This window comes from Desulfovibrio sp. GTC20076 (assembly GCF_055385905.1).
Window position 1 is genome coordinate 2965038 of the sequence record NZ_AP039366.1, and the last position, 11792, is coordinate 2976829.

At 59.9% G+C, this 11792-nt stretch carries 9 protein-coding genes; 5 read left to right on the top strand and 4 right to left on the bottom strand.

Annotated features, from left to right (window positions below; translation table 11 throughout):
• Window positions 1–49 precede the first annotated feature (49 nt).
• From ACZ495_RS13000 to ACZ495_RS13015, 4 genes are all read left to right on the top strand, one after another.
• Window positions 50–949 (top strand): M23 family metallopeptidase, encoded by a 900-nt coding sequence (locus ACZ495_RS13000; RefSeq protein ID WP_015939164.1) that lies wholly within the window; start codon window positions 50–52, stop codon window positions 947–949.
• A 225-nt stretch (window positions 950–1174) separates the two neighbouring features.
• On the top strand, window positions 1175–1489 hold the full coding sequence (locus tag ACZ495_RS13005; protein WP_015939163.1) for a DMT family transporter: 315 nt from the start codon (window positions 1175–1177) through the stop codon (window positions 1487–1489).
• Between the two features lie 400 nt (window positions 1490–1889).
• Complete coding sequence (locus ACZ495_RS13010) at window positions 1890–3095, top strand: dicarboxylate/amino acid:cation symporter (protein WP_015939161.1); 1206 nt, start codon at window positions 1890–1892, stop codon at window positions 3093–3095.
• Complete coding sequence (locus ACZ495_RS13015; RefSeq protein ID WP_015939160.1) at window positions 3092–4372, top strand: L-cysteine desulfidase family protein; 1281 nt, start codon at window positions 3092–3094, stop codon at window positions 4370–4372. Before ACZ495_RS13010 ends, ACZ495_RS13015 begins: the two co-directional genes overlap by 4 nt.
• A gap of 384 nt (window positions 4373–4756) precedes the next feature.
• Here the strand turns inward: ACZ495_RS13015 and gatA are convergent, their stop codons facing one another.
• The 4 genes from gatA to dnaK form a co-directional block, all read right to left on the bottom strand.
• Window positions 4757–6217 carry an Asp-tRNA(Asn)/Glu-tRNA(Gln) amidotransferase subunit GatA gene (gatA, locus tag ACZ495_RS13020; RefSeq protein WP_407843954.1) on the bottom strand — a complete coding sequence of 487 codons (1461 nt, stop codon included), beginning with the start codon at window positions 6215–6217 and terminating at the stop codon, window positions 4757–4759.
• 224 nt (window positions 6218–6441) lie between these two features.
• On the bottom strand, window positions 6442–6738 hold the full coding sequence (gene gatC, locus ACZ495_RS13025; protein WP_015939158.1) for an Asp-tRNA(Asn)/Glu-tRNA(Gln) amidotransferase subunit GatC: 297 nt from the start codon (window positions 6736–6738) through the stop codon (window positions 6442–6444).
• A 229-nt stretch (window positions 6739–6967) separates the two neighbouring features.
• Window positions 6968–8323: a type 1 periplasmic-binding domain-containing protein gene (locus ACZ495_RS13030; protein WP_015939157.1), complete on the bottom strand. Its 1356-nt coding sequence runs from the start codon at window positions 8321–8323 to the stop codon at window positions 6968–6970.
• Between the two features lie 263 nt (window positions 8324–8586).
• The gene (dnaK, locus tag ACZ495_RS13035) at window positions 8587–10503 is read right to left on the bottom strand and encodes a molecular chaperone DnaK (RefSeq protein ID WP_015939156.1); all 1917 of its coding nucleotides are present in this window, start codon (window positions 10501–10503) and stop codon (window positions 8587–8589) included.
• A 304-nt stretch (window positions 10504–10807) separates the two neighbouring features.
• On the opposite strand from dnaK, the gene ACZ495_RS13040 reads away from it, so the two are divergent.
• Complete coding sequence (locus tag ACZ495_RS13040; RefSeq protein ID WP_015939155.1) at window positions 10808–11647, top strand: split-Soret cytochrome c; 840 nt, start codon at window positions 10808–10810, stop codon at window positions 11645–11647.
• The last annotated feature ends 145 nt before the right edge of the window (window positions 11648–11792 follow it).

Here is an 11792-nt window from a genome sequence, read left to right on the forward strand (position 1 = left end):
GCGCCAATCGCATTGACAGGGCCGCCACAGCCCCCTAAAGTTGCTCCGCATGCTTTTCGGCAAATACCATATAGTCATATTCAAAGAGGGCCGTAGCGGCAGCCGTAATCTGCGGATGCGCGGCTGGTTCGGCTTTTCGGTCTGCGCGCTGGTGCTGGCCCTGGTGGCCTGCAATGTCTGGCTGCTTCAGGCGTGGCTTGAGTCACGCCATCTTGACGATGACCTTGAGAGCGCCCAGCGGGTGATCACCGAGCAGCGCCGCCAGCTTGTGAGCCTGGCCGAGCGCATATCCCAGGTGAGCCGCGACCTGCAGCGGGTGCAGGGGTTTGACTCCAAGCTTCGTATCATGATGAATATGGAAAAAGATCCCGCTGATGCAGGCGGAGGGCTTGATCTTGTGGGCGATTTTTCACGTTCCTACCTGCCGCTGCACCGGCAGGAGCTGGCAGCCCGCAAGATGCAGGATTTTCTCGAGCGCCTTTCGGAGTCTGCCCGGCTTGAAGAAGTGCGGCAGCAGGATCTTTTGCTGGCCCTGCGCGAAAATCGTGACGCGCTTTCTTCCATGCCGACCATCTGGCCCGTTGTGGGTTTTGTGTCTTCAAGTTTCGGGAGGCGCTCGTCGCCTTTTGGCGGGCGGGGGCAGTTCCACAAGGGGCTGGACATCACCAACCGCGTGGGTACGCCCATTGTGGCTCCGGCCCAGGGGCTGGTCATCCAGTCCGGTCACGATGGGGCCTACGGGCTGAGTATCGAAATCAATCATGGCGGCGGCATTATCACCAAGTACGGGCATATGCAGCGCTGTGCCGTACCCGCGGGCGTGTGGGTCAAGCGCGGGCAGGTCATCGGTTATGTGGGCATGAGCGGAAGAACCACCGGGCCGCACCTGCATTACGAGGTGCGCCTTAATGGGGTTCCCGTCAATCCCATGCGCTATATTCTGGACTGATCGCCCCCGTGCCGGCTTTTTGCGGGGCAAGCCCGCGGGTCTGCCCGGCAGGGCGCTTTGCCCGCACTGCTCGCAGGCAGGTAACGCAGGTTTGTGTCGCAAAAAAGCCGCCCCGGCTGGACAGCTGGAACGGCGGCCTTATATCCAGATACAGGGAGGACGACCTCCCCCCCATCAGGGGCATCTGATCCGGGACGACCCGGCTCTGAAAAAAAGGAGAGCCGAATGGCCTGGATTTTTTTGTTTTTTGCCGGTCTTCTTGAGGTTGTGTGGGCATACACTATGAAGCTGTCCGCCGGATTCACCAAGCCGCTTCCTTCCGTGCTCACCATTGTGGCCATGATTGCCAGCTTCGGTCTGCTGGCCGTAGCCATGAAAAGTCTGCCTCTGGGTACGGCCTACACCATCTGGACAGGCATCGGTGCTGTGGGAGCCTTTGTGCTCGGCATCATGGTGCTGGGCGAACCTGTAAGCGCCATGCGCGTGGGCGCGGCTGCCCTTATTGTGACCGGCCTTGTGCTCATGAAGCTTTCTTCCTGAGGCCGGGTCCAGCCCGCAATCAGGGCCTGTTTGCCACGTCCTGCTCCGTCTCCGGGGGGCACCCTTGCCTGCCTTGGTGCCGCCTTCCTGCCACCGCAGCAGGAAAAAGCACCGGACAGCAGTACGCCGGATAAGCACCTGCCGCAGTTGCCTAATGCCCTCCGCTGGAATATGGTCAACGGGTCTGTCTATGGAGTTAAGGACGTGCTGATAAACGCTCTTTTGCCCTTTGCCTGCGCCGGACCAGTCCCCGTGTGAAATGCCTGCCTGGCATAGATTTCGTTTCGCGCGGCCTGCGCCTCTGGAGTCAGCGTGCAGAGGGTTACTGATCAGCATTTCCCCAACCTTGGAATACCGGGCTGTGACATGAGTACGCCCGAAAACAGAGAGGGAGAAGGTAATGGCCAAGATTGGTGATATGGCGCTGGTGCTCAAACTGCTGGCTGGCCTGGTTGTGGGGGCCTTGCTTGGCTTTGTAGCCAATGAGAGCGTCATGAACGTGGTGGTTTCGGTGCGTCACATTCTGGGGCAGATCATTTTCTTTCTCGTGCCTCTGGTTATTGTGGGCTTTATCACCCCTGCCATCATCCGCCTGGGGCAGCAGGCCAGTAAAATCCTGCTGGTGGCCGTGCTGCTGGCCTACTCATCTTCTTTGGGGGCGGCGCTTTTTTCCACGTTTTCAGGCTATCTGATTATCCCGCATCTCACGGTGTCTTCTGCCACAGAAACGCTGCGCACGCTGCCCCAGATGGTGTTTCAGCTTGATATTCCGCCGCTTTTCAGTGTTATGAGCGCCCTGACCCTGGCCCTGCTTTTCGGTCTGGGCGTGGCCCTGACACAATCGGAAACCATGAGCAGGCTTTTTGCCGAACTTGAAAAGGTCGTCAGCTGGCTTATCAATAAGGTCATGATTCCCATCCTGCCTTTTTTCGTCGGTCTTTCGTTTATGGGGCTGGCCTATGAAGGCTCGCTTACCAGGCATCTGCCTGTATTTGTGTCTATGGTGGCCCTGGTCATCGTGGGGCAGTTTATCTGGCTTTCGGTTCTTTACGGCATTGGCGGCCTTGTTTCCCGGCGGAACCCCTCGCAGGTTTTCCGGCACTATCTGCCCGCCTACCTCACGGCTGTGGGCACCATGTCCAGCGCGGCCACCCTGCCCGTGGCGCTGGAATGCGCCCGCCGTTCGCCTGTGCTCAGCCGCACCATGGTGGAATTCATGATTCCTCTGGGGGCTACGGTGCATCTGTGCGGCTCTGTTCTGACAGAAACGTTCTTTGTCATGACCATCAGCCTTATACTTTACGGAACCCTGCCCTCCGTAGGGACCATGATTCTTTTCTGTGTGCTGCTCGGCATTTTTGCTGTGGGGGCTCCCGGCGTTCCGGGCGGCACGGTTGTGGCTTCGCTTGGCATTGTTACAGGTGTTCTTGGTTTTGACGCCACGGGCGTTGCCCTGCTTATCGCCATCTTTGCCTTGCAGGACAGCTTCGGCACGGCCTGCAACGTCACCGGCGACGGGGCGCTGGCCCTTATTCTTGAAGGTGTTTTCAACGACAACGGGCAACTGGGAGCGTTGCAGGCACCGTCAATGACGGAGCATTCATGAATCAGAACTGGCAGTCATTTATAGATTTGTTGCATGAAGAAGTAGTACCCGCGCTCGGCTGCACAGAGCCTGTGGCAGTGGCCCTTACCGCCGCACAGGCGGCGGAAACGCTGGGCCTTACGCCGGAAAGGCTTGAAGTCGAGGTCAGCGCCAATCTGCTCAAGAACGGCATGGGCGTCATGGTTCCCGGTACGGGAAGCATGGGACTGAGCATTGCCGCGGCTGCCGGCGCGCTTGGCGGCCGCAGCAGTCTGGGGCTTGAATGCCTGCGCCATATGGATGAGGCCCAGGTGGCGGCAGCCAAGGCCCTTGTGGAGGCCGGATGCGTGGAAATGAAGCTGGCGGACAATGACCTGCTGCTTTACTGCGCCGTGACGGCCCATGCGCAGGGGCACAGCGCCAGGGCCGAGCTTGTGGATAGCCATGCCAACATCACGCGGGTATGGCACGACGGCAAGCTTGTGTTCGCCAAGAAAGAGCAGGCGGAGAGCCAGGACGACCAGGCCCGCCCCTGGCCCCTGACCCTGGCGGGCATTTATGACTTTGCCGTGGGCGCTCCCATTGAGGATATATCGTTTATCCTCGAAGCGGCGCGTATGAACCGCACAGTGGCCGAGGAAGGGCTGAAAAGCCAGTACGGCCTTGCTGTGGGCAAAAGTATGGATACGCAGATCCGCCAGCGTATTCTCGCGGACGACATGGCCTCTTTTGCCGTCAAGCTCACTGCGGCCGCAGCCGATGCGCGCATGGCGGGCATCATGATGCCTGTCATGAGCAATTCCGGCAGCGGCAATCAGGGCATTACCTGCACGATGCCGGTGGTGGCTTGCGCCATCCGCCTGCAGATACGCGACGAAGCCCTTGCCCGCGCGCTTATCATGAGCCACCTTACGTCCATTCACGTCAAGCATCATCTGGGGCGGCTGTCCGCGCATTGCGGGGCCATGGTGGCCGGCACGGCTTCGGGGTGCGGTATAGCCATGCTGCTCGGCGGCGGCCTTAAAGAAATGGAAATGACCGTGCGCAACATGGTGGGCAATATGGCCGGCATGATTTGTGATGGCGCAAAAAGCTCCTGTGCGCTCAAGGTAGCCTCGGCCGTGGGTGCGGGCATACAGGCCGCCATGCTGGCCATGAGCGGGTCCGCAGTGCCGGGCAATGAAGGTATTGTGGATGATGACATTGAAGTCTGCATTGCCAATCTGGGACGTCTGGGGTCCACCGGCATGCGCGAGACCGACAAGGTTATTCTGGATATTATGCTGCACAAAAGCTGAGGGCTTTTTTACAGATGATCCTGTCCAAAACAGGAAAAAGGACCTTTGACGCGATCAGACGGGTAAAAGCATTGCGGCATGCATGTGCCGGTGTGCTTTCCGGACAGATGAACTTTTGCCTGGCAACGTAAGCGACTGTTTGAAACGTTTCCGGCACTGCAAGGCATGCAGTCTGTGCGATGCCCTGACGCAAGCATGGCCCGGCCGCACAGGTTTTGCTCCGGTATACAAAGAAGCGTACCCCGCTTGTGCGGAGTACGCTTCTTTTTCGTATTTCCTGCGTTACGGCAGGTTCGTAAACGGGTTTTTGCCAGAGGCGTCTCGCTGTGCCCGTGTGTGAGCATTTCTGCCTGCCGTGCCAGACCAGGCCGGACCGCACTGTTGTTACAGCGCAGGCCTGCCGATGCCGGGCAGTGCCTGCTCCAGGCTGTGCCCAAGGGCCAGCACCTGCGTTTCTTCAAAAGGCTTGCCAATGATCTGCATGCCCACGGGCATGCCGCTTTTTGCCCCAAGGCCCACAGGCAAGGAGAGGCCCGGCAGGCCGGCCAGGTTCAGGGACAGGGTATAGGCGTCCATAAGGTAAATCTGCAGGGGATCAGCGGTGTTGCCGCCCAGGTCGCGCGCGGTCACGGGCGATACGGGAGCCAGCAGGGCATCGCACTGGCCGAGAGCCGCGAGCAGTTCATCACGGATAAGACGGCGCACCTGGGCGGCCTTGCGGTAGTAGGCATCGTAATAGCCGGATGACAGCACGTAGGCCCCAAGCATGATGCGGCGCTTGACTTCCGGCCCGAAGCCCTCGGTGCGGCTGTGTACATAGAGATCGTCAAGGTTTTTGATGTCTGCCGAGCGGTGGCCGAAGCGTACGCCGTCAAAGCGGGCCAGGTTTGAGCTGGCTTCGGCCATGGCGATAATGTAGTAGGTGGCAATGGCCGCATCCGTGTGGGGCAGGCTTACTTCCACCAGTTCCGCGCCCTGGTTTCTGGCGGCCTGTATGGCGGCCTCGCAGGCTGCCCGCACCTCGTCGCTCAGCCCCTGGCCGTAAAATTCCCTGGGAATGCCCAGGCGCGCGCCCTTGAGGGGCCGCGAAGACAGAGTCGCGGCATAGTCTTCTGCCGGGCGCGGATCGCAGGTATTGTCGCGTGAATCATATCCGGCAATGGCCGTCAGTACGCGGGCGCAGTCTTCCACACTACGTGTGAGGGGGCCGACCTGATCAAGGGACGAGCCATAGGCGATGACCCCGTAGCGCGAAACCCGCCCATATGTGGGCTTGAGGCCCACGCAGCCGCAGAAGGACGCAGGCTGGCGTATGGAGCCGCCGGTGTCGGTTCCCAGAGAAGCGAAGCACTGTCCGGCTGTTACCGACGCGGCGGAGCCGCCGCTGGACCCGCCCGGAACCTTGTTGAGGTTCCAGGGATTACGTGTGACCTTGAAGGCCGAGTTTTCCGTGCTGGAGCCCATGGCGAACTCGTCCAGGTTTGTTTTGCCCAGAATGACGGCCCCGGCTTCGTGCAGTTTTTGCACGGCAAAGGCATCGTAGAAGGGCGTATAGCCTTCAAGCATGCGCGAACCGGCCGTGGTGGGCATGCCCCTGGTGGAAAAGGCGTCCTTGAGCGTGACAGGTACACCCCACAGCGGCCGTGCGGCATCGGGGCCTTCGCTGTCCAGCGTGGTGGCACGGGCCAGCGCGTTTTCGGCATTCACGTAAAGCAGGGCGGCCAGATGCGGCTCTGTGGCGGTGATGCGGTCAAGGCAGGCCGTGGTGACATCCACCGCGCTCAGTTCTTTTTTTTGCAGGGCCTGGGCCACAGCCGTGAGAGAGAGGGAGCATATGTCGGTCATGGTATTCTCGAAAGTTCTGCTTGTAGTGTTGGCGTAAACGGAAACCTGCCCGCAGGATCTGCCTCGCACTGTTTTGCCCGTCGCCTGTGCCGCATTCGCATATTACTGCGGCGTAAGGCCGGAAGTGCCGGTAATGAAGGCAGCACCGCTGTGTACCTGGCTGTTGCGCGCTGCAAGGAGCGTTCTGACGGCTTTGAAAATAGATATTTCAAAGCTCGGATGCTCTAGACAATACGCGGAACCATAAAATATTCGCCGTCTGCCTCGGGAGCGTTTGCCAGCACATCCTGGCGTGTGCAGACATGGGCGGCCACGTCTTCGCGCGGGGCGGGCTGGTGCTGCGCAGGGCTGTACAGCGGCTCCGCCCGGCTGGTATCCACCTTGGCGAGCACATCCATATAGCCGAGGATGTCATCCAGTTGCCGGGCGAAAAGCGTTTGCTCTTCCTCACTGACAGTGAGGCGTGAGAGTTCGGCCATATGAGCCACTTCTTTCAAGCCGATACCTTTGTTCTGTGCCATGTTACGAGGTCCTTTGCCTTGTCCCGGAAGCACCGGGGCGGCGATTCCGGAGGGATGTTGTAAATTTTTCCGGCATGGCGCTGCGGGGCTGCCGGAGCGGGCGTCTGTGCCGCTGCCGTGCCGTTTCCGGATAATTTTTTGCCGTAACAGGTTCCGGCGAAACGCTGTTATCGGCTGCTCCCCGCGCGGCTATACCCACGCGGGGAGCAGTTTTTAAGATAGGGCAGCCCTACAGGCGCGACGGCAGGCTCAGCTTGTACGAGGGCCTGGGAGTCGTGCCGATGGGTTGCAGCGTCGGCTGCTGCCCGTCGGGCGCAAGGGGGTTGCCCTCCGCATCCACGGGCGGCAGACCCTGCATGCGCAGGGCGGATTGCTGCAGGATATTGCTGCGTGTCTGCCGGAATTCGTCTACGTTGACGGGAACCATGCCCGTGGGGGACACGCCGAAGATAAAGAGCTTCTGATGCGCCACGCCCGCGCTGTCCCAGGTGATGGGAGCCATACCCCAGACCATGTGTGAGGCGCGCTGCGCACGGGCGGTTATTTCCGGCGCGGTCAGACGTGAGGTCAGGCCGAGGCTGACGCTGAAACGGGCAAAATCGTACCCGAGGGCCGTCCAGAAGTCCGAACTCGAGGACTGGAGGGCGCGGGGGGCGTGGGTCGGATTCCAGGCGGCAGGAAAGACCGCCAGGGCGAATTTTTCAGGAGAATTGACCACCTTGCCGTACAGGCCCTGTTCCCACAGGGTCGTACCGAGCAGCACCAGGCGGTCTTCGCCGTTATAGAGCAGACTTGTGGTCAGCATGTCCATACTTTTCCACGAATCCGGCACAAAAAGCGCTTCAAAGGCGGTCTGGGGAACGGGGGTGCGGCTGCCTTCAGGTGTCTGGGCGTTGATGAGCGGCGCTGCGGCGGAACTCCACGATGTGGGATCGGACGGATTGTAGCCGGCCTTCTGGAGAGGCATGTTGCGTTTGTACAGGCTTTGTTCCAGCAGGCCGGTCATGCGCACTCCATAGGCATCGCTGGGGTAGAAGGCTCCGTAGCTGTGGATGTTCAGGCTGTCGGTGGCAAAGCCGACAAGGGCATCAATCTGGTCCTGCGGGCCGGGAAAAAAGCGCCATGCATGCGTACCTTCGTCACCCTGTTCCAGCGAGGGCAGAAAGGTGAAAAAAGCTTTCTTGTCCGTAGCGCCGGACTTGCGGGCCTGGGCGTAGCCGGATGCCTGCAGGGGGCCGCCCACCACAGCACAGGCGGCGGGCAGGGCGTTAATCTTCTGCAGCCAGTCCGAGGCTTCGGTGTTGATTATTTCAAGGCGCACGTTGACGCCGTTGGCGGCCATTTCTTTCTGGGCGATCTGCGCGCCCTGGCGGATCTTGTTGCCGATGGGCGCATATTGCCCGGACGCGGGCAGGGCCAGAGCCACGCAGGCTTCTGGCTTGGAGCTTTGAACGGGCGCGGGCGCTGGGCGCTGGCCTCCGCCAAAAGGCATCTTGCAGGCACTGAGGCAGCCGAGCAGCATGAGCAGCAGCAGGCCAAGCGTCATGCGCGCAAGGGGATGGCGACACGTTATGGCTGTACGCACTGTATCCTCCGGCAGGAGAGTTTTGGCACGGGCCGGATGGCCCCTTGCCCATAAAAAGCAAAAGGTCTGGCTCACAGGGAGCCAGACCTTTTTAGTACAGTGAAGGCATTGAGGCAAGTTCACCCGCATGCGGGCCGTTGTGCGGCCTGCTGCATACTGGAAAGGCGGGCGGTTTGCTTCGGGAGCCGGCCCCTGGCCCGCAACCGGCGAAGACTGTTGAGTCCGATGCGGTTTCGCGGCCATGCGGGGCTTGCCCTGTGCGCCTATTTTTTTACTTCGGTGTAGTCGGCGTCGACCACATCATCGGCCGCATTGCCCTGGGGCTGTCCTTCGGCGGCGCCCGCATCGGCCTGTGCGCCGGCTGCGCCGGTCTGCTGGGCCTGCTGCTGGTAAAGCTGCTCGGCCAGCTTGTGAGAGGCCTTGGCCAGCTCGTCCGTGGCGGTCTTGATGGCAGCGGCGTCTTCGCCTTCCATCAGTTTGCGCAGGTCGGCCATCTTGGTTTCAATGTCGCTCTTGACGGCGGCGTCAGCCTTGTCGCCCAGATCGGCCAGAGATTTTTCAGTGCCGTAGATGAGGCTGTCGGCATGGTTGCGGGCCTCAATAAGTTCCTGCTTTTTCTTGTCATCGGTGGCGTGGGCTTCAGCCTCGCGCACTAGCTTCTGGATGTCTTCTTCAGACAGGCCGGACGAAGCGGTGATCTTGATGGACTGTTCCTTGCCGGTGCCCATATCCTTGGCGGACACGTTGACGATACCGTTGGCATCGATGTCAAAAGAGACCTCGATCTGCGGCACGCCGCGGGGCGCCGGGGGAATGCCCGCCAGGTCAAAGCGGGCCAGTGTCATGTTGTCCGCAGACATGGGGCGTTCGCCCTGGAGCACGTGGATGGACACCGAAGGCTGGTTGTCGGAGGCCGTGGTGAACACCTGACTCTTGCGCGTGGGAATGGTGGTGTTGCGCTCAATAAGCCTGGTGAATACGCCGCCCATGGTTTCAATGCCCAGGGAAAGCGGGGTCACGTCGAGCAGCAGCACGTCCTTCACGTCGCCGCTGAGGATGCCGCCCTGAATGGCAGCGCCCATGGCCACCACTTCGTCAGGGTTGACGGAGCGGTTGGGTTCCTTGCCGAAAAACTTGCCCACAACCTGCTGCACCAGGGGCATGCGGGTCATGCCGCCCACAAGGATGACTTCATCGATCTGGTCGGCGGTCATGCCGGCGTCGGCAAGCGCCTTCTTGCACGGCTCGGTGGTGCTTTCCACAAGGTCGCCCACCAGCGATTCCAGCTTGGCGCGGCTGATCTTGACGAGCATGTGCTTGGGACCGTTCTGGTCAGCGGTGATAAAGGGCAGATTGACCTCGGTTTCCATAGAGGTGGAAAGGTCTTTCTTGGCCTTTTCAGCGGCTTCTTTCAGGCGCTGCAGGGCCATGCTGTCCTTGGACAGGTCAATGCCGTTTTCCTTTTTGAACTCTTCCACCAGGAAGTTGATAACGCGCTGGTCGAAGTCTTCGCCGCCCAGGAACGTGTCACCGTTGGTGGCGCGCACTTCAACCACGTTATCGCCCACTTCAAGAATGGAGATATCAAACGTGCCGCCGCCAAGGTCGAAGACGGCGATTTTTTCGTTGGCCTTCTTGTCGGCGCCATAAGCCAGCGAAGCGGCCGTAGGTTCGTTGATGATGCGCTTGACCTCAAGACCGGCAATGCGGCCCGCGTCCTTGGTGGCCTGGCGCTGTGCGTCATTGAAGTAGGCCGGCACGGTGATGACGGCTTCGGTGACGGTTTCGCCCAGGTAGGCTTCGGCATCAGCCTTGAGCTTGGCCAGTATCATGGCCGAAATTTCAGGAGAACTGTAGGTGCGCCCATCCACTTCAACGCCGGCATCGCCGTTGGGGGCCTTTACGATGGCGTAAGGGCTGTGCTCCTTCCAGCGGTCCACTTCGGGGCTGTCAAATTTGCGGCCCATAAGGCGCTTGATGGCAAAAATGGTGCGTGTGGGGTTGGTCACGGCCTGACGCTTGGCGATTTCGCCCACCAGGCGTTCCTTGTCAGTAAAGGCCACCACGGAAGGGGTGGTGCGGCCGCCTTCGGGGTTGGTGATGCACTTGGGGTCCTTGCCCTCCATAACATACACGCAGGAGTTGGTGGTACCCAGGTCAATACCTATAATCTTGGACATATGGTGATCCTCCTCGGGGAAAACTTGTCTTGTGCTTGGTCGCGCAGCGACCTGCCACGCTGTGCGTCTGCGGAGCGGCGCGCGCGTCAAATTCTGCGGACTGGCCTGCCAGCCGCCTCGTATATGTAAGTCCTTCTCGCGGGTCGTCCAGAGTCTGCCTGAAAAAAAACGACAAAAAACTCTTTGTAATGAAAAAAAAATGTATTTTGGGTGTTTTTGAGATTGACCTTTCTTTCCCAAACTTGGTAGTGATTTTTTTAACTACAATGTGTCACGGCAGACACAGACTATCAGGAGGAGATAGATGAACATCGGCAGACGTGATCTTATCTGCGGCCTTGGCGGGCTTGCGGTGGGCGGAGCTATGCTCGGCCTTGGTAGTGTTGAGGCCAGGGCTGCGGGGCAGGCGCAGCCTGCGTCGGGTCGCTTTGACCAGGTGGGCGGAGCCTTTGGCTGGAAGCCCCACAAGCTTGACCCCAAGGAATGCGCCCAGGTGGCCTATGACGGTTACTGGTACAAGGGCTTCGGCTGTGGGTTCGGCGCGTTTTACAGTATTGTCGGCCTGATGGGCGAAAAATACGGCGCGCCTTACAACCAGTTTCCCTTTGCCATGCTTGAAGCAAACAAGGGCGGCATTTCTGACTGGGGAACCATCTGTGGCGCTCTTTACGGTGCCGCTGCGACATTTTCGCTGTTCTGGGGCCGCAAGGAAGTGCACCCCATGGTCAACGAGCTGTTCCGCTGGTACGAAGTGACCAAGCTGCCCATTTTCAACCCCGGTGATGCAGCCCAGGGCGTCAAGGGCGATCTGCCCATGAGCGCTTCTGACTCTGTACTGTGCCACATTTCCGTGTCCAAGTGGTGTTATGAAAACAAGATCGAGGCTACCAGCAAGCAGCGCAGCGAGCGTTGTGGCCGTCTTACTGCAGACGCTGCCTTCAAGGCTGCCGAAATAATCAATACCAAGATCGATCAGGGCAAGGACTTCAAGAGCACCTTCCCCATGCAGGCGTCCGTCAGCAGTTGCGGCGAGTGCCATATGACCAAGGGCAATGACGCCAACTGGGCCAAGGGCATCATGGACTGCACCCCCTGCCACAGCGGCACGGCGGCAACGCAGAACAAGTTTGTCAATCATCCCTAAGTTATTGTGATATTATTCTTTGCCCGGGCCGTTGCAACAAAGGCCCGGACGGTTTCAGGCGACCTGCTTTTTTATGGAAAGGTGGGCCGCCTGATGCTTTTTCATGGCGTTTTGCGCCGGGCATGCATGGCGGTGTAAGAGTTCA

Excerpts from the sequence above, each read along its gene's own strand:
- ACZ495_RS13000 (WP_015939164.1), top strand. The coding sequence starts at position 50 with ATGCTTTTCGGCAAATACCATATAGTCATATTCAAAGAGGGCCGTAGC.
- ACZ495_RS13005 (WP_015939163.1), top strand. The coding sequence starts at position 1,175 with ATGGCCTGGATTTTTTTGTTTTTTGCCGGTCTTCTTGAGGTTGTGTGG.
- ACZ495_RS13010 (WP_015939161.1), top strand. The coding sequence starts at position 1,890 with ATGGCCAAGATTGGTGATATGGCGCTGGTGCTCAAACTGCTGGCTGGC.
- ACZ495_RS13015 (WP_015939160.1), top strand. The coding sequence starts at position 3,092 with ATGAATCAGAACTGGCAGTCATTTATAGATTTGTTGCATGAAGAAGTA.
- gatA (WP_407843954.1), bottom strand. The coding sequence starts at position 6,217 with ATGACCGACATATGCTCCCTCTCTCTCACGGCTGTGGCCCAGGCCCTG.
- gatC (WP_015939158.1), bottom strand. The coding sequence starts at position 6,738 with ATGGCACAGAACAAAGGTATCGGCTTGAAAGAAGTGGCTCATATGGCC.
- dnaK (WP_015939156.1), bottom strand. The coding sequence starts at position 10,503 with ATGTCCAAGATTATAGGTATTGACCTGGGTACCACCAACTCCTGCGTG.
- ACZ495_RS13040 (WP_015939155.1), top strand. The coding sequence starts at position 10,808 with ATGAACATCGGCAGACGTGATCTTATCTGCGGCCTTGGCGGGCTTGCG.